We start from the raw sequence: 16,425 nt of genomic DNA on the forward strand, positions 1-16,425 counted from the left end.
TCGGCAGGCTGAAGGATTGGCGGCGTGTGGCGACCCGATACGACAGATGCCCGAAAGTCTTCCTGTCAGCCATCGCCCTCGCAGCCCTCGTTATTTACTGGCTATGAGTCCTGACCCTAGATCGCGTCGACGCTTCGTTCAAACCATTAGCACCCTTCGCGCGTTTCGATGAAACCGATCGACTTTGGACACAATCTTGGTATCAGGACGCGAGAAACGAATGGCCTGAAATTACTGAGGCGGAGGGCATTAGCCTAACCGACTACTCCTTAATTTCCGTTGGAAAATATATGTCCGAGCTAGGATACAGCGTCGAAATTCTTTCGACGGAAGCTCGACTTTCGAATTTCAAATTCAAGCCCACGAAGGCCACAAGAAGGCGAAGACCTCTGAGAGCGCACTAAACCACAACCTCAAACCGCTCCTGCTCCCCAACGCCGAAGACCCGCTTGTAGCGGGCGATCTCATCCGCAGGGCCCATAGCCTTCTCGGGGTTGTCCGACAGCTTCACCGTGGGATGCCCGTCCGCCGCAACTGCCTTGCAGACAAGGGAAAACGGCGCCAGGGCATCGTTCGGCGCCAACCCCCTAAAATCGTTGGTCAGCAGGGTGCCCCAGCCGAAGCTGGCCTTCACGCGGCCGTGGAACTGGTGCGACAGCTCCTCGATCTTCGCCACGTCCAGCCCGTCCGAGAAGATGACCAGCTTCTCGGTCGGGTCCTCGCCGCGGCTTTTCCACCAGTCGATGGCCGTCTCGGCCCCCGTCGCCGGGTCACCGCTGTCGATGCGAATGCCGGTCCAGCCGGCCAGCCAGTCGGGGGCGTTCTCCAGGAAACCGGCCGTGCCGTAGGTGTCGGGCAGGATGATGCGCAGGTTGCCGGAATGCTCTTCGTGCCAGTCGGCCAGCACGTCGTAGGGGGCACGGGCGAGCGCCGCATCGTCGGGGGCGAGGGCGGAATAGACCATGGGCAGCTCATGGGCGTTGGTGCCCACGGCCTCCAGGTCGCGTTTCATGGCGATCAGGCAGTTGGAGGTGCCGATGAAGGCCTCGCCCAGCCCCTCGGTCATCGCCTGCACGCACCAGTCCTGCCAGAGATAGCTGTGCCGCCGCCGGGTGCCGAAATCGGCGATCTTCAGGTCCGGCAGGGCGCGTAGCCGCTCGATCTTCTCCCACAGCTTCGCCATGGCGCGAGCATAAAGGACCTCAAGCTCGAACTTTCCCATCTGGTGCAGCACGGCACGGCCGCGCAGCTCCATCAGGATGGCGAGCGCCGGGATCTCCCACAGCATGACCTCATGCCACTTGCCCTCGAAGGTCAGCTCATACTGGTCGCCGCGGCGTTCCAGGGTGTAGGGCGGCAGGCGCATGCCCTCGAACCACTCCATGAAATCGGAGCGGAACATCTGGCGCTTGCCGTAGAAGGTGTTGCCGCGCAGCCAGGTGCTCTCCCCCCGGGTGAGCGAGAGGGAGCGGACATGGTCGAGCTGTTCGCGCAGTTCGCCCTCGTCGATCATCTTGGCCAGGGGCACGTCGGCCGAGCGGTTGATGAGAGAGAAGGTGACGGTCGTTTCGGGCTTGTTGCGGAAGACCGACTGGCACATCAGCAGCTTGTAGAAATCCGTGTCGATCAGGGACCGGACGATCGGGTCGATCTTCCATTTGTGATTGTGGACGCGGGTTGCGATGTCGACCATGGGGCCCTCCCTGGATATCGGGACGATAAAGCAGGGGAGGGGGTTGGAATGCAAGGGCGGCGGGACGGCGGATCGCCCGGCGCCTCCGGGCAATTCCAGGGCGCGACCTGCGACAGCGGGTCCGTCCGCCGCCCCACTCCCGCCCGATTTCCGCCCAACACCGGCCCGCAACCCGCCGCCAAACGGCCCCGCACCGGCCCCGGTCGTGTCCCGGGGTTGCCGCAATTCCACCGGACAAGGGGATCACAGTTAACAGCACGTTATTACAAGTGGTGTTCCACGACACAGTTTCAGACCTGTTCAGACTTGGCGCCGAAGGGATGCCCCGATGAACTATGATTTCGACATGCATTCAGTTCTGCCGCTGGCCGCGCAGAGGAAGGCCCGTACCGAGGGCCGAAAGGGCGATCTGTCGGGACAACAGATCGCCCTTTTCCGCGACCGGCGGGTCGCCGACGCCCTGCGTGCCGCGGATCGCGAGGTACAGGAGCTGTTCCTGGAATCCGGTTTCGGCCTGACCAGCTGGGTCAGCGACCTGCCACCGGGACGCTTTCGCGCGATTGACGAAGAGACGCGCAACGCCGCCATCGCCCGGTTCGCCGCCAACCTGCGCAACTCGCGCGGGCGGTTGCGGACCAGCAACTGGGGCGGCTTCTCGATCAGCGATTTCACCGATGGCTACCTGAACGCCAGCCCGCTGCCGCAGCCGGTCGGTGTCCTCGCCGGCCGGGACTCAGATCCCGTGCCGCCCATGCCGGACATGAACCCGGACTTGGCGCCGCCGAATGAGCTGGCCAGGCGAACCCGGGCGCGCCTGCGCCGCCGCCGGCGCAACGGCCTTCGCCAGGTGTCTTCCAGGGCCGGCGCGCAACTGGCCCGGCTGAGCCCACTGCAGAAGGTCTGCGCCCTGGGGGCCGGCCTGGTCGCCTGGCTGCTGGCGCTGACGATCTGGCACATCATGGAAAACGGCCTGGGCGTGGAGATCGCCCATGCCATGGCGCGGATCACGGCCCGGCTGGGCCCCTGACCGCCCCCGAGACCCGCTTGCCGCCCTTATGGGACCCCCGTTTCACGGGGAAGGGCGGCGCGGAGCCGCGGGATCAGGCGAGGATGACGCCTGCCTCTGCCATGGCAATTTCAGCCGCGGCAAGCGAGCCGTCCATGTCGATCCCGCGGCACAGATCCCGCCGCACCGTCACCTTGAACCCCAGCTTCGCCGCATCCACGGCGCTGTAGTTGACGCAGAAATCGGTGGCGAGGCCCACCATCACCAGCTCGGAGATGCCGCGGCTGCGCAGGTAGCCTTCCAGCCCCGTGGGCGTGACGTGGTCATTCTCGAAGAAGGCGGAATAGCTGTCGATCGCCGGGTTGAACCCCTTGCGGATGATCAGGTCGGCCCGATCCACGGTCAGGTCCGGGTGGAACTTCGCCCCGTCGGAGCCCTGGATGCAGTGATCGGGCCAGAGGACCTGGGGGCCGTATGGCATCTCGGTCATCGACATCACCTCGGCCCCGGGGTGGGTGGAGGCGAAGGAGGAATGGCCCGCCGGGTGCCAGTCCTGGGTCAGGACCACAACCGGGCTTTCGGCCATCAGCGCGTTGATGCCGGGGACGATCTGATCGCCCTCGGCCACGGCCAGGGCGCCGCCCGGGCAGAAATCCTTCTGCACGTCGATCACGATGAGGGCCTCGGTCATGGGGTATCTCCTTCTGCGGCGCGGGCAGCCCCGCGATCTCGCGCGCAGCTTCGCCCCTGACCCGGCGGGGGTCAATCAGGTCACGCGGCCCCGTAGGTCAGCACCCGGCAGGCCGCGGCCACCGCTGCCCGCGAAACGGGCGCTATTGCCGCAGGGGCGCCAGGGGCCTTGCCCGACAGGCGGCGGGGCGCTAATCCGCGCCTCATGTTCACCGTCTGCGCCCTTTATCACTTCACCCGTTTCGATGATCCGGCCGCGATCCGCGGCCCCCTTCTGGCGCTTTGCGAGCGCGAGAAGATCTGCGGCTCGCTGTTGCTGGCGCGCGAAGGGATCAATGGCACCATCGCCGGCCCCGCGGCCGGCATCGACGCCGTTCTGGCCCATATTCGCGCCCTGCCCGGCTGTGCAGACCTGGAATGGAAGCTGTCCACCGCCAGCGAGCGCCCCTTTGCCCGGATGAAGGTGCGGCTGAAGAAAGAGATCGTCACCATGGGCCAGCCGGATGTCGATCCCCTGGCCGCCGTCGGACACTATGTCGAACCGGCTGAGTGGAACGAGCTGATCCGCAGCCCCGATGTGGCCGTCATCGACACCCGCAACGACTACGAAGTCGCCATCGGCACCTTCGAGGGCGCGGTGGATCCGCAGACCGTCAGCTTCCGCGAGTTCCCCGCCTGGTGGGAGGAGAACAAGGACCGCTTTCACAACAAGCGCATCGCCATGTTCTGCACCGGCGGCATCCGTTGCGAGAAGTCGACGAACTTCCTGATGGGTCAGGGGGTCGAGGATGTGTACCACCTGAAGGGCGGCATCCTGAAATACCTGGAAGAGGTCCCGGCAGAGGACAGCACCTGGCAGGGCGAGTGTTTCGTCTTCGACCGGCGGGTGTCCGTGGGGCACGGGCTGACCGAAGGGCCGCATATCCTGTGCCATGCCTGCCGCCGCCCGATTCTGCCCGAGGACCGCGACCGCCCCGAGTACGAGGAAGGTGTGTCCTGCCACCTGTGCATCGAGGAAACCACCGAGGCCGACAAGGCGCGGTTCCGCGAGCGGCAGAAGCAGATCGCCCTGGCCAAGGCACGCGGCGAGACGCACCTGACCGAGCTGGACGACTAGGGCCTTGGCCCGAGCGATCGCCGCCCTGGCGGAGGCGCCGCGCCATTCGGTCTTCGCCCGCGGCGGCAGTGCCCGGCCCTGACGGGTGACTTCGCTGGAGCGGGGCACTGGGGGTTGCCGGTGTGAGCTCCGCCTTGCGTTCGCCACCAATCGGCAATGAGTTCGCGCCTTCCCCACTCGCCCCGGATCAACACCCGTGCGGTCCGGCGCATAGAGAGCCGGATGCGGGGTTGCGCTCCACCCTGCCGACGCTCAGCCGTAGCTGCGTACCAGGCTGGAGGCCAGCAGCGTCCAGCCATCGGCGATGACGAAGAAGGACAGCTTGAACGGCAGTGACACGATGGCCGGGGGCACCATCATCATGCCCATCGACATCAACACCGCCGCCACCACCAGGTCGATGATCAGGAAGGGCAGGAACAGGAGGAAACCGATCTGGAAGGCGCGGGCGATCTCGGACAGCATGAAGGACGGGACAAGGACCGACAGCGGCGCCTCCGGCCCGGTCTCGATCTGGTCGGCATCGGGGCGCAGGGCCGCCATCGCCTCGAAGGTTTCCACGTCCATGCGGTTGGCCATGAAACCGCGGAAGGGATCGACGGCGCGCGGCAGGGCCTCTTCCACCGTCAGCCGTTCCTCGATCAGGGGAGAGATGCCCGCCGACCAGCTTTCGGTCATCACCGGCTCCATGATGAACCAGGTCAGGAACAGCGCCAGCGAGACGATCAGCATGTTGGGCGGGGCCTGTTGCAGGCCGAGCGCCTGGCGCAGGATCGACAGGACGGTGACGAGGAAGGGGAAGCAGGTAATGGTGATCAGGATGCCCGGCGCCAGGCTGAGCACCGTGATCAGCAGGATCATCTGGATGCCGCGCGCCGAGAGCGACTCGCCCTCGCCCAGATCCAGCGTCAGATCTTGGGCGCCAGCCGGGCCAGCCATGACGAGCAGAACCAGCAGCAGAGACAGGGAGGTGAAGCCTGACGGCAAGGTGCGGCTAAGCGCGGGGGAGGACACGCGGGCAAGGGTCTGTTTCGCACCGGTCGCACGGTGAGCATCGACCGTGGGCCGGCACCGCATCACGACTGCGGGCCAGCGGCGTGACGGCGTTCGTCCAAGTGCGCCACCCAGGCGCTGCCCTGGCGCCACCGGGTCCGACCCGCATCGACTAGCGTCCGCGCGCAGACCAGCGGGCGGGGCGCGGCGTGGAAAGCGGCGCCTTCTGCGCCCCTGTGCCATGACCTAAAGCTCCCCCGACAGGTCCGAAACCTCGGTCAGGCGCACGGCCAGCTGACCGGCATTGTCGCCCTCCATCTCCTCCAGCTCTCCCCGGGCGATCAGCCGGTCGCCCACGTAAAGCTCCACCGGGTCCTCGACCCGACGGTCAAGCGGCAGCACGGAATCGCGCGTCAGTTTCAGCAGGTCGCGGATCAGCGGACGCGCCTTTCCGACCGAAATCGTGATCTCGATCGGGACCACGGTGAAGGGGTTCCCCCGGCTCGGGGTCTCGGCGCTGTCATCCATGGTGTTCCATCCTTTCCTGTTCCGCGAAGAACCCGGCCAGGGCGGCGCGGATGCCATCCGTCACCGCGTCCAGGTCGATCTCCGTCTCTTCCTCTCCGAACCGCAGGAAGACCTGCCCGTCGGAAAGGGTGTCGTCACTTTGCACCTGCACCGGGAAGCCGAAGTCCTGTTCAGCCAGCCCGTCGATCACCGCCCGATTTTCGGGGGCAACCGAAATCTCCACCGCCGTGGCGGACCGCTCGCGGGCCAGCGCCTCCAGCTGTTCGGCAACCCGCAGGCCAAGCGTGTCCCGGGCCGCCTCCGGCAGGATCTTCCCGACGATCTCCTGCAGCAAAGGCTTCACCGAGGCGAGCATGTGCGAATGCGCCTCGTGATAGGTGAAGGAGAGGTCCTGCAGATTGCGCGCCAGGTCTGCCCCGATGTGCGCCTGCTCCTCCTGCCCGGCCTTGGCCGCGTCATCCCAGCCGGCCTTGTAGCCGTTCTCGAAGGCTTCGAGGCGGATCGTTTCCAGTTCCTCCTCCGACAGGCCCGGCGGCGCAGTGGCGTCGGGCCGGCCGAAATCCTCCAGGATGCGGGCGATGGGTTTCATGCCCGCTCCTCATCCTCTTCCAGCCAGGAGCGCAGGATCTCCATCGTCTCGTCGCGGCGGTCCTCGATCAACGCCTGCAACTTGGCCACCGGATCATCCTCAGCACCGCCACCGCCGTCGAAATCGGTCATCATCGGGAAGCCGCCGCCATCATCATCCCCGCCGAAGCCACCGAGGCCCGGAAGCTCCGGCAGCTCGTAGTCGTCGTCGATTTCACCGTCCAGCGGGGCCTCCCCGCCACCGGCCGTCAGCAGCGGCACCTCGGCGCCCCGCGCCAGCAGCGGGCGGACAACGAAGAGACCGAGGATCAGCGCAACGACCGCCAGGACGGCCATCTGGATCAGCGACATCACGTCGATATGGATCTGGTCGAGAAATCCGGGCGCGGCCAGGGTGCCAAGCTCGGCCACAGGTTCGAACTGCATTGACTTGATGGTGATGACGTCGCCCCGCGCCTCGTCGAACCCCACGGCCGAAGCGACCAGGTCGCGTAGCGCCTCCAGCTCGGCCTCGGGCCGGTCCTCGAAGACGGCGGTGCCGTCGGCGCCCTCGGCCTCGGTGCCATTGACCAGCACCGCCACCGTCAGCCGCCGGATCGCCCCGGCAGCGCGCAGCACCTCGCGATTCACCTCCGACACCTCGTAGTTCACCCGCTCCCGCGTTTCGCTCTGCTGCGAAGAGGACGTGCCGCCGCCCTCCCCGTCGCCGTCCGGCAGGTTGGAGGCCACGGTCACATCGCCGCTGCCGGAGTTCTGCGAGGTATTGCTTGCCTCCTCTGTCTCGGTGGAGATCGCCACGCGCTCCTGCGGGTCGAAGCGCCGCTCGCGGATCGACTCGCTTTCGTTGTCCGTTTCCACCGCAACCTCGACCACGGCATTGCCCAAGCCCACACGCGCCTCCAGCAGGCGCTGCACCTTCTGCTTCAGCTCCTCCGCGCGGTCCTGCGCGGTGGTCGAGCCGGTGGCTTCATCCGCCAAGCCAATGAGTTCACCCGAATCGTCGATCACCGCCACGTCGTCCGGGTCCAGCCCCGCCACGGCAGAAGCCACGAGGTAACGCAGCGCACGCGCCTGGGCGGCCGAGACCTCACCCGAGGCGGTCAGCGCCACCGAGGCGGTCGGTTTCAGATCGCGCTGAAAGGGCGTGGCGCCCTGGTGGGCGATATGCACGCGCGCCGCCGCGATCTGCGGCGAGGCGGCGATGGTGCGCGCCAGCTCCCCCTCCTTCGCCCGCCAATAGGCGGCATCGAACATCTGGCTGGTGGTGCCGAATCCAGACAGGTTATCGAGCAGCTCATACCCCTGGGAGGAGTTGCGCGGCAGCCCTTCGGAGGCCAGCGTCATGCGCAGCTCATCCCGGCGCGCGCCCTCGACATAGATCGACCCGCCCTGCACGTCATAGACTACGCCGCGCTGGTCCAGCGCACTCACGATCTCCCCCGCCTGGCCGTTTTCGAGGCCCGAGTAGAGCAGCGACAACGAGGGTTTCGAGGCCAGATTCGCCAGCCCCAGCACGGCGGCAAACATGGCCATCGCTGCCAGGATCGCCGTCACCCGGCGCCGCATATCCAGGTTGCTCCAAAGCGTCAGAAGCTGTTGCAAACCATCTCTCCCGTCCATCCGGCCTTCTGCCGGTGTCTGCCCCTTAATGGGCCGAACGGGCTTAATAATCGGTTAGTGCCTGAGCGCTAAAACCGCCCTAACGAGTTTTCCGACGGAGGGGTTCGGAACCCATGGCCGAGGCCACAACAGAGATCGAGGAAGAGGCGCCGAAGAAGGGCTCGAAGCTGCCGCTGATCCTGGCGCTGGTGCTGGCGCTCGGCGGCGGGGGCGGGGCCTTCTTCGCGATCTACAGCGGCATGATCCTGGGCAGCGACGAGGCCGAGATGGCGGGCGCCGGGGGCGAGTCGGCAAAACCCTTCGTCGCGCCTGACGTGGCCTTCATCCCGCTCGATCCGATGACGATCTCGCTGGGCCGCGCCTCGGAAGGTCGGCACCTGCGGTTCACCGCCAATATCGAGGTGCCCAGCAACCAGGAAGACAACGTACGCAAGGTCCTGCCGCGCATCGTGGACGTGCTGAACGGCTACCTGCGCGCCCTGCGGATGGAAGACTTGGAGGACCCGGCGACCCTGGTCCGGATTCGCGCGCAGATGCTGCGCCGGATCCAGGTGATCACCGGGCCGGACGCGGTCAGCGACCTGCTGATCGTGGAATTCGTACTGAACTGAGGAGACCGGAATGGAGCTGACGCCATGGAACTGATCGCCGATATCCTGCTGGTCGCTGGCGCCCTAGGGGCCGGGTTCTACTGCTATATCCTGGCCCGTCGCCTGTCACGTTTCAACGATCTGGAAAACGGCGTCGGCGGGGCTGTGGCCGTGCTGTCGGCGCAGGTCGACGATCTGTCGAAGACCCTGCAATCGGCCCAGGGCGCCGCCGGTGAGTCGAGCGCCTCTCTGCAACAGCTGACAGACCGTGCCGAAGGGGTCGCCAAACGGCTCGAGCTGCTGGTGGCCTCGATGCACGACCTGGAGGTTGCCGCGCAGAAACAGGCGCAGGATGAGGCCCCCGCGGTCTTCGCCCGCCACAACGAGACGCATTGAGGGCGCCATGGCCAAAGCTGCGAAACCGGGCGCCCCGGACGGGCGCAAGCGCGCCAAAGGCACCCCGGGCGCCACAGCACCAGCGGGCGGGCGCAAACGCCGCCGGGCGCGCCCCCGACGCGGAACACTCGCGCTGATCGCCGGGCTCCTGCTGACCTCGGCGGCGATACGTGTGGCCCTGCACTCGGACGAAGTCATGGCGCTGGACGGTCCGGACATGCCCACAACGGGCGATGCCGTCGCCGCCGCAGGCTGTGACCAGCCGCCGGAGATCGAGGCCATGCTGGAGGCCTTCGAGGCCCGCGAGGCACGATTGACGCAACGTGAGACGCAGCTGCGCGACCGGATGACTGCTCTGGCCATCGCGGATGAGGAGATCGACAAAAAGCTCGCCCAGCTCGAAGAAGCCGAATCCGCCCTGCGCGCGACCCTGGCACTGGCAGACAGCGCGGCGGAGAACGACCTTGGTCAGCTGACCGCCGTCTACGAAAGCATGAAGCCGAAACAGGCCGCCGCCCTGTTCGAAACCATGGACCCGGAATTTTCCGCCGGCTTCCTGGCCCGGATGCAGCCCGCAGCCGCAGCCGCGGTCATGGCGGGGCTGTCGTCTGAAAGGGCCTACGCGATCAGCGTGATCCTGGCGGGCCGAAATTCATCGGTTCCAAAGGAATGACCCCTAGCATGAGGGCCAACTAGTGGAATCGGGGCAGCAGAAATGATCGGGTTTGTCGGCATCGGTGTCATCTTCGCCATGGTTTTCGGCGGCTATATCCTGGCCGGCGGCAAGATGGGCATCATCATCAAGTCGCTTCCCTTCGAGATGATGATGATCGGCGGCGCGGCCGTCGGCGCCTTCCTGATCTCCAACGACATGGCGGCGGTGAAGCATACGCTGAAAGATGTCGGCAAGGTCTTCAAGGGCCCGAAATGGAAGCATGACGATTACCGCGATCTGCTGTGCCTGCTCTTCGAACTGATCCGCCTGGCCCGACAGAATCCCGTGGCGATCGAGGAGCATATCGAGGATCCCGAGAATTCGTCGATCTTCTCCAAATACCCGCGCATCCTCAGCGACAAGGAAGCGATCGCGCTGATCTGCGACACGATGCGCTCTGCCTCGATGAACTACGACGACCCTCACCAGGTGGAAGAGGTGCTGGAGAAGCGGATGGAGGCGAACGCCCACCACGCCCAGCACTCCAGCCACGCCCTGCAGGCGATGGCGGACGCGCTTCCGGCGCTCGGCATCGTTGCCGCGGTGCTGGGGGTGATCAAGACGATGGCCGCCATCGACCAGCCGCCCGAGGTGCTGGGCGGGATGATCGGCGGCGCCCTGGTCGGCACCTTCCTTGGGGTGTTCCTGGCCTACGGCTTTGTCGGCCCCTTCGCCGGCCGGCTGAAAACCGTGATCGACGACGATGCGCATTTCTACCAGCTGATCCGTGAAGTCCTGGTGGCCAACCTGCACAATCACGCCACCAACATCTGCATTGAGGTCGGACGCCAGAACACGCCCTCCCATTGCCGGCCCAGCTTCTCCGAGTTGGAAGAGGCGCTGAAGGACGTGAAAAGCAGCGGGGCCGCATGAGGGCACAAGTCCCCCCTCTTCCAACTCGCCGGCGACGGCGCGCGCCGGTCCTCCTGGGGCTGGCCGCTCTCGTTCTCCTGGCCCTGTCGGGCGGTGCACGCGCCCAGGCCATCCTGCGATCCGGCGATCATGCCAATTTCACCCGGCTGACCCTGCCACTGCCTGAAGGCACGGTTCCGTCGGTGGAGGCAATGCCCGGGCGCGCAATCCTGCGTTTTTCCGGCCCGATGGGGCCAGTGGACACGTCGCGGGTATTCGACAGGATCGGGCGGGATCGCCTGACGAGCGTGACCCTCCAGCAGGGGCCGGCGCTGCGCCTCGACCTGGCCTGCGATTGCCCGGTCGAAACCTCCGTCACCTCAGGAAACCTGCTGATTCTCGACATTCTCGACGGCCCCGCCCTGACAGAGGACCTTCCGTTGCCCGGACCGGCTCCCGACCGCCCGACGGCGCCGGTGCCCCAGCCGTTGATCACGGGTCTGCCCGACCGGCGCCCACCGACTGAAACTGCTCCTGCACCCCTCGCGTTCGACCTGCCCTCCATCAACCCGCTGCGCCCGGGGCCGGTGTCGATCGCGGCCGCCGCGCCGCCCCGCAACGCATCCGCACGGGTGCCCGACGCGCCCGCGCGCCAAACCGAAGATGCCCCGGACGAAGCCCCCCTGCGCCTGGCGCCGGTCGACCTGCCGCAAGGCCCGCCCGGACGAGGCGAGGTCACGGAGACGGTCGAGAGCCTGACTGCGCCCCCCGCCCCAAACCCGGAGACCGCCCGCCTGACCCGCGAGTTGGAAGAGAGCCTGCTGGCCGCCATCGGCAGCGCCGCGACCGAGGGACTGCTGGCCGCCGATGCACGCCAGGCCGCCGCGCTGAGCGAGGCACAACGCCAGGTCACCGGCGCCCTGGCCGATGGCGTCAGCCCCGACCCGGGGCTGGCAGCCACCCCCAGCACCTTCGCCCCGGAGAATGCGACCGGCGACGGCCGCATCATTCTGTCCGGGAACCCCTGCGCCCTGCACATGCCCCCCCTCGTCGCCATCGAGGACCTGGATTTCCTCCGCGAACTCGCCAGGCTGCGCGCCGCCCTGACAGGAGAGTTCGACCGCGACGATGTCGACGCGTATCACGCGCTGGCGCAGCTCTATCTCTCCCACGGTTTCGGAGCCGAGGCGCGGCAGGTGCTGGAGACGGTGCAGCAACCACCACTGGAAGCGGCGGAAATGGCCTCGGTCGCGCGAATCCTCGAGTATGGCCACGACCCGGAGCCCAGCCCCTTCGACGGGCGCCTGACTTGCGACACCGATGCGGCGCTCTGGGCCGCGCTGGCGCCGAAGGCGATCCCCCCCGGCAGCGATTTCGATGCCGCCGCGATCAAGCGTAGCCTGATGGCAATGCCCGGAGCGCTCAAGGCGGTGGCCGGTCCGCTGCTGGCCAATCGCTTCATGGCCGCGAAAGAGGGGGATTTCGCCCGGGATATCCTGCGGATCGTGGAACGCGACTTGCTGGACACCTCGCCACGACAGGCCCTGGCCGCCGCCAAGCTGGCCAGCGGCGACGGCCCGCCCAGTCGCGCCGACTTCGCGCCGCTGATCGCTGGCAACAGCGACATCTCGCCCGAAGCGCTATTGCACTACACCAATGAAACGCTGGCCCATGGCGGCCGCGTCGACACTGAGATCATCGGCCTTCTGGAAAGCTATCGCAGCCAGTATCGCGATGGTCCGCTCGCGACCGACCTGGCCCGCGCCGAGGTGCTGGCCCAGGCCGCGCTGGAGAACTTTCCAGCCGCCTTCACCCTGTACGAAAGCGAGCGTGACCGTTTCGACGAGGGCACCCGGGCTGAGTTGTCCAGTGCCCTGGCCGAAGGCCTGGCTTCAAAGGCCAGCGACGCCATCTTCACACGCCTCTACTTCGCCCAGGGTCGCGAAATGGCCGAGACCGCAGGATCTGCCGCCACCAACGCCCTGGCGGCGCGGCTGCTGGACCTGGGTCTACCGGAAACCGCGGAAGAGCTGCTGACCGCGGCCCCGCCGGCAAGATCAGACGCCCAGGAGGCGCGCCGCCTTCTGCTTGCGCAGGTCGCACTGGACATGAACCTGCCGCGCAAGGCCGAGGCCGAGTTGGAAGGCCTGTCGGGCGCGGCGGCGGACAAGCTCCGCGCGGCCGCCCGGCTCGCGCGGGAGGATTTTGCGACGGCCCGCGCCCTCTATTCCGCCGCGGGCGAGGCGGAGGCGGCGATCGAGGCGGCCTGGCTCGCACGCGACTGGCAAGCGCTGGCAGACGCCCAGGCAGAGAAGGCGCGCCTTGCCGAGGTGGTCCAGCAAACCCCGGTGGACCTGCCCGAGCTTGGCCCGCCGACCCTGGCCGCCAGCCGGGAGGTTCTGGATCAGAGCGACGAGACACGTTCCGCCCTGCGCGACCTCCTGTCGACGCTGAACGTGCCGGAACAGGTCGATCCCTGAACCGCGTCGCCCGCCGGCCGTAGCGTTTCCTTGCTTGGTGGCGACCTGCCCGAAGTTCACCGGCAGGCGGAGACCAGTCGCGCCCCCGATGCGCCACGGCCATACCCGGTTGTCGTCGTCCCGGCGTCCCCTCGGCATTGATGATGACACCGCCCGGCAGGGTGTTGCGATGTCTGCCTGACGTGAGGCCGATCCCCGCAGCGCCACGCAGATCTTTGCGAAGCCTCAACCATTTCGCGGAATAAACGTGGGGAACTACTTCGCCAGAATGGCCGGGGGCCGCCCCCGCAGGAAACAGGTCCGAATGACCGCTGCCGCATCCCAGTCCCGCCCGCTGTTCCAGCCGACGATCCTGCTGGCCCTCGCGCTGATGGCGATCATCGTGATGATGATCCTGCCGGTTCCGGCCTTCATCCTGGATGTCGGGCTGGCAGCCAGTTTCGCCCTGGCCATCCTGATCTTCACCGTCACGCTCTTTGTCGAGAAACCGCTCGATTTCTCTGCCTTCCCGACGGTGCTGCTGGCCTCCCTGATGCTGCGGCTGTCGCTGAACGTTTCCTCCACAAAACTGATCATCGGCGAGGGGCATACGGGAACGAATGCAGCCGGTGACGTGATCCAGGGCTTTGCCGATTTCGTCATGTCCGGCTCGGTCTTTCTTGGCCTGGTGGTTTTCGGAGTCCTGCTGATCGTCAACTTCATGGTGATCACCAAGGGCGCCGCCCGCATGGCCGAGGTTGGTGCGCGCTTCGCTCTGGACGGCATGCCGGGCAAGCAGCTGGCGATTGACAGCGACATGTCGGCCGGCGCCATCGACCACATCCAGGCCAAGGAACGTCGTGAGCGGGAACAGTTGGAAACGACCTTCTTCGGCTCGCTCGACGGCGCATCCAAATTCGTCAAGGGCGATGCGGTCGCCGGTCTGCTAATCACTCTGCTGAACCTCGTGGTCGGGCTGCTGATGGGGGTGATCGTCCACGGCATGCCCTTGGGCGATGCCTTTGAAACCTACGCGATTCTCACGGTGGGCGACGGGCTGGTCACGCAGATCCCGGCGGTCATCATCTCCATCGCCTCCGCGCTTCTGCTGGCCCGAGGCGGGGCCATCGGCGCCACCGACATGGCCCTGATGGGCCAACTGGGTCGCCACCCCGCGGCATTGGCCACGGTCGCGGTCCTGATGCTGCTCTTCGGCTTCGTGCCCGGGCTGCCCTTCGTGCCCTTCGTCCTGGGCGGGCTGGTGCTGGCTGGCGCGGCGGTGGCCGTCCGCCAGGCTCGGGCCCGCGCGGAGGACGCCGCAAAGGCGCCGGAGGAGGCTGCACCCAAGGCGCGCCAGAAATCGCTGGGCGACACGCTGGACCTCGACGACATCCACGTCGAATTTGCCCCCGATCTGGTGAATATGGTGCTGGACCCCGGCACCGGGCTGGACGCGCGGATCGAGAACATGCGTCTTCACGTAGCCGAAAGTTACGGGCTGATCCTGCCCGAAATCCGGCTCACGGACGATCCCGCCTTGCCTTCGGGCAGCTACGTCATTCGCATCCAGGGGGTCGAACAGGCCCGCGCCATCTTGCGCCCCTCTCGCGTGCTGGCCCTGACCGACGGACGCGGCGGCCCGGCGGGTGAGGAGGTGAAGGAACCGGTCTACGGCGCCCCCGCCCGCTGGATCGACGAGTCGGCCCAGGATGACGCCGCCCTCTCCGGTCTGACGCTGGTCACCCCGACCGAAGTCCTCGCGACCCACCTGCTGGAAACCATCAAGCGCAACTTCGCGCGCCTGCTGACGATGAAGTCCCTGCGCCGCCTGCTGGAAGAGATGACGAACCTCACCGATGCGCGGCGGGCCGAGGCCAACCGCAAGCTGCTGGATGAGCTGATCCCCGACAAGGTGCCGCTGGACCTGCTGCACCAGGTGCTGCGTCTCCTGGTCGGCGAACAGGTGTCGATCCGCAACCTGCCCCTGATCCTGGAGGCGGTCGGGGAACTGCGCCAGGTCACCCAGCAACCCGAGGCCATCTGCGAACACGTCCGCCACCGGCTGGGGTTCCAGCTGATTGCCGACCTCAGGCGCGAGGATGGCACGGTGCCTCTGATCCAACTGGCGCCGGAATGGGAAGACATCTTTGCCACCTACCAGATGGAACGGGATCGCGGGGTCGTCGACGTGGCACTGCCGCCCGACATGTTCAACCGCCTGGTCACGGCAATCTCCACGGCCCTGTCAGAGGCCTCCGAGCAGGGCATCCACCCGGCCCTGATCACCTCCACACAACGGCGCCGCTTCCTGCGCATGGCCCTGACGGCGCGCGGCATCACCAACCCGGTGCTGTCTTTCGAGGAGATCGGCATCGACGCCCGCCCAGCCCTCATTTCCGTGGTGCCTGCCGATGAATGAGCCAGCAGCAGAGGCCCTGGCCATGGTCCGCACCCAGGGCTGGGCGGCGCTGATCGTCTTCCTGCGGGTCGCTGCGGTCACCTCCTTCCTGCCCGGCTTCGGGGAGCAGTCGGTGCCCATGCGGATCAAGCTGGTGATCGCCCTCGCCCTCACCGCGATCGTCCTCTCCGCTCGGCCCGCGCTGCCGCCGACACCGCCTAGCCTCGGCGCACTGGCCCATTTCCTCGGCACCGAAACCGTCGCCGGGCTCGCGTTAGGTGTGGGCCTGCGACTGTTCCTCCTGGCGCTGCAAACCACGGGATCCATGATCGCCCAGGCAACCTCGCTCAGCCAGATCCTGGGCCCGATGGTGATCGAACCGATGCCCGCCATCGGCAACATCCTGGTGGTCGGCGGATTGGCCCTGGCGATGATCCTCGGGCTGCACGTGCACGCGGTGCTCTACCTGCTGATCTCCTACGAGGCGATGCCGGCCGGCAACTGGCCTGCCGCGGCGGACCTCGCGCAATGGGGCACGGCGCTGGTCGCCCGGGTCTTCCGCCTGGCGTTTTCCCTCGCGGCCCCCTTCATCATCATCTCGGTCATCTACAACCTGACCCTCGGCGTCATCAACCGCGCCATGCCACAGCTGATGGTGGCCTTCGTCGGCGCCCCGGTCATCACCTTCGGCGGCATCGCGCTACTGCTATTGCTGGCGCAGACGCTGCTGACAACCTGGGCCGAGGGGCTGTTCGGCTTCCTCCTGGCCCCGTTCTGAGC

At 66.9% G+C, this 16,425-nt stretch carries 15 protein-coding genes and 1 pseudogene; 10 read left to right on the forward strand and 6 right to left on the reverse strand.

The window, feature by feature from the left end; all coding sequences use genetic code 11:
* Positions 1-107, forward strand: a pseudogene (locus LC066_RS09080) (IS5/IS1182 family transposase); the annotation flags it as partial.
* Between the two features lie 293 nt (positions 108-400).
* Here LC066_RS09080 and pncB read toward each other — a convergent pair.
* A complete protein-coding gene (pncB, locus tag LC066_RS09085) occupies positions 401-1,693 on the reverse strand; it encodes a nicotinate phosphoribosyltransferase (RefSeq protein WP_224898170.1) in 1,293 nt (430 codons plus the stop codon).
* 328 nt (positions 1,694-2,021) lie between these two features.
* Here pncB and LC066_RS09090 point away from each other — a divergent pair, with 328 nt between their 5' ends.
* Positions 2,022-2,720 (forward strand): hypothetical protein, encoded by a 699-nt coding sequence (locus LC066_RS09090; RefSeq protein ID WP_224898172.1) that lies wholly within the window; start codon positions 2,022-2,024, stop codon positions 2,718-2,720.
* A gap of 73 nt (positions 2,721-2,793) precedes the next feature.
* Here LC066_RS09090 and pncA read toward each other — a convergent pair whose 3' ends face one another.
* The gene (pncA, locus tag LC066_RS09095; protein ID WP_224898174.1) at positions 2,794-3,390 is read right to left on the reverse strand and encodes a bifunctional nicotinamidase/pyrazinamidase; all 597 of its coding nucleotides are present in this window, start codon (positions 3,388-3,390) and stop codon (positions 2,794-2,796) included.
* A gap of 204 nt (positions 3,391-3,594) precedes the next feature.
* Between pncA and LC066_RS09100 the strand changes: the two genes are divergently transcribed.
* Positions 3,595-4,506: a rhodanese-related sulfurtransferase gene (locus LC066_RS09100; protein ID WP_224898176.1), complete on the forward strand. Its 912-nt coding sequence runs from the start codon at positions 3,595-3,597 to the stop codon at positions 4,504-4,506.
* A gap of 252 nt (positions 4,507-4,758) precedes the next feature.
* Here the strand turns inward: LC066_RS09100 and fliP are convergent, their stop codons facing one another.
* The 4 genes from fliP to fliF form a co-directional block, all read right to left on the reverse strand.
* On the reverse strand, positions 4,759-5,445 hold the full coding sequence (fliP, locus tag LC066_RS09105) for a flagellar type III secretion system pore protein FliP (RefSeq protein ID WP_224898696.1): 687 nt from the start codon (positions 5,443-5,445) through the stop codon (positions 4,759-4,761).
* Between the two features lie 300 nt (positions 5,446-5,745).
* Positions 5,746-6,027, reverse strand: a complete 282-nt coding sequence (locus LC066_RS09110) for a FliM/FliN family flagellar motor switch protein (RefSeq protein WP_085888812.1) — start codon at positions 6,025-6,027, stop codon at positions 5,746-5,748.
* Positions 6,020-6,616, reverse strand: a complete 597-nt coding sequence (locus LC066_RS09115) for an ABC transporter ATP-binding protein (RefSeq protein ID WP_224898177.1) — start codon at positions 6,614-6,616, stop codon at positions 6,020-6,022. The genes LC066_RS09110 and LC066_RS09115 overlap by 8 nt, the downstream gene beginning before the upstream one ends.
* Positions 6,613-8,217: a flagellar basal-body MS-ring/collar protein FliF gene (gene fliF, locus LC066_RS09120; RefSeq protein WP_224898178.1), complete on the reverse strand. Its 1,605-nt coding sequence runs from the start codon at positions 8,215-8,217 to the stop codon at positions 6,613-6,615. Before fliF ends, LC066_RS09115 begins: the two co-directional genes overlap by 4 nt.
* A 131-nt stretch (positions 8,218-8,348) precedes the next feature.
* Here fliF and fliL point away from each other — a divergent pair, with 131 nt between their 5' ends.
* The 7 genes from fliL to LC066_RS09155 all read left to right on the forward strand — a co-directional run bounded on the left by fliL (position 8,349) and on the right by LC066_RS09155 (position 16,423).
* On the forward strand, positions 8,349-8,846 hold the full coding sequence (gene fliL / locus LC066_RS09125) for a flagellar basal body-associated protein FliL (protein ID WP_224898179.1): 498 nt from the start codon (positions 8,349-8,351) through the stop codon (positions 8,844-8,846).
* A 24-nt stretch (positions 8,847-8,870) separates the two neighbouring features.
* Positions 8,871-9,221 (forward strand): hypothetical protein, encoded by a 351-nt coding sequence (locus LC066_RS09130; protein ID WP_085888816.1) that lies wholly within the window; start codon positions 8,871-8,873, stop codon positions 9,219-9,221.
* A 7-nt stretch (positions 9,222-9,228) separates the two neighbouring features.
* Positions 9,229-9,894 carry a MotE family protein gene (locus tag LC066_RS09135; RefSeq protein ID WP_224898180.1) on the forward strand — a complete coding sequence of 222 codons (666 nt, stop codon included), beginning with the start codon at positions 9,229-9,231 and terminating at the stop codon, positions 9,892-9,894.
* A gap of 42 nt (positions 9,895-9,936) precedes the next feature.
* Positions 9,937-10,809, forward strand: coding sequence for a flagellar motor stator protein MotA (gene motA, locus LC066_RS09140; protein ID WP_085888817.1), 873 nt, complete (start codon positions 9,937-9,939; stop codon positions 10,807-10,809).
* Positions 10,810-11,096: 287 nt separating this feature from the next.
* Complete coding sequence (locus LC066_RS09145; protein ID WP_224898181.1) at positions 11,097-13,268, forward strand: hypothetical protein; 2,172 nt, start codon at positions 11,097-11,099, stop codon at positions 13,266-13,268.
* A 304-nt stretch (positions 13,269-13,572) separates the two neighbouring features.
* Positions 13,573-15,666 carry a flagellar biosynthesis protein FlhA gene (gene flhA / locus LC066_RS09150; protein WP_224898182.1) on the forward strand — a complete coding sequence of 698 codons (2,094 nt, stop codon included), beginning with the start codon at positions 13,573-13,575 and terminating at the stop codon, positions 15,664-15,666.
* Positions 15,659-16,423, forward strand: coding sequence for a flagellar biosynthetic protein FliR (locus LC066_RS09155; protein WP_224898183.1), 765 nt, complete (start codon positions 15,659-15,661; stop codon positions 16,421-16,423). Before flhA ends, LC066_RS09155 begins: the two co-directional genes overlap by 8 nt.
* Positions 16,424-16,425: the final 2 nt, after the last annotated feature.

Origin of the sequence: Pseudooceanicola marinus (genome assembly GCF_020177265.1) — a bacterium.
Lineage (GTDB): Bacteria > Pseudomonadota > Alphaproteobacteria > Rhodobacterales > Rhodobacteraceae > Pseudooceanicola > Pseudooceanicola marinus_A.

Bases quoted from the DNA above. Each gene is read 5' to 3' on its own strand.
- pncB (WP_224898170.1), bottom strand. From the start codon at position 1,693: ATGGTCGACATCGCAACCCGCGTCCACAATCACAAATGGAAGATCGAC.
- LC066_RS09090 (WP_224898172.1), top strand. From the start codon at position 2,022: ATGAACTATGATTTCGACATGCATTCAGTTCTGCCGCTGGCCGCGCAG.
- pncA (WP_224898174.1), bottom strand. From the start codon at position 3,390: ATGACCGAGGCCCTCATCGTGATCGACGTGCAGAAGGATTTCTGCCCG.
- LC066_RS09100 (WP_224898176.1), top strand. From the start codon at position 3,595: ATGTTCACCGTCTGCGCCCTTTATCACTTCACCCGTTTCGATGATCCG.
- fliP (WP_224898696.1), bottom strand. From the start codon at position 5,445: ATGGCTGGCCCGGCTGGCGCCCAAGATCTGACGCTGGATCTGGGCGAG.
- LC066_RS09110 (WP_085888812.1), bottom strand. From the start codon at position 6,027: ATGGATGACAGCGCCGAGACCCCGAGCCGGGGGAACCCCTTCACCGTG.
- LC066_RS09115 (WP_224898177.1), bottom strand. From the start codon at position 6,616: ATGAAACCCATCGCCCGCATCCTGGAGGATTTCGGCCGGCCCGACGCC.
- fliL (WP_224898179.1), top strand. From the start codon at position 8,349: ATGGCCGAGGCCACAACAGAGATCGAGGAAGAGGCGCCGAAGAAGGGC.
- LC066_RS09130 (WP_085888816.1), top strand. From the start codon at position 8,871: ATGGAACTGATCGCCGATATCCTGCTGGTCGCTGGCGCCCTAGGGGCC.
- LC066_RS09135 (WP_224898180.1), top strand. From the start codon at position 9,229: ATGGCCAAAGCTGCGAAACCGGGCGCCCCGGACGGGCGCAAGCGCGCC.
- motA (WP_085888817.1), top strand. From the start codon at position 9,937: ATGATCGGGTTTGTCGGCATCGGTGTCATCTTCGCCATGGTTTTCGGC.
- flhA (WP_224898182.1), top strand. From the start codon at position 13,573: ATGACCGCTGCCGCATCCCAGTCCCGCCCGCTGTTCCAGCCGACGATC.
- LC066_RS09155 (WP_224898183.1), top strand. From the start codon at position 15,659: ATGAATGAGCCAGCAGCAGAGGCCCTGGCCATGGTCCGCACCCAGGGC.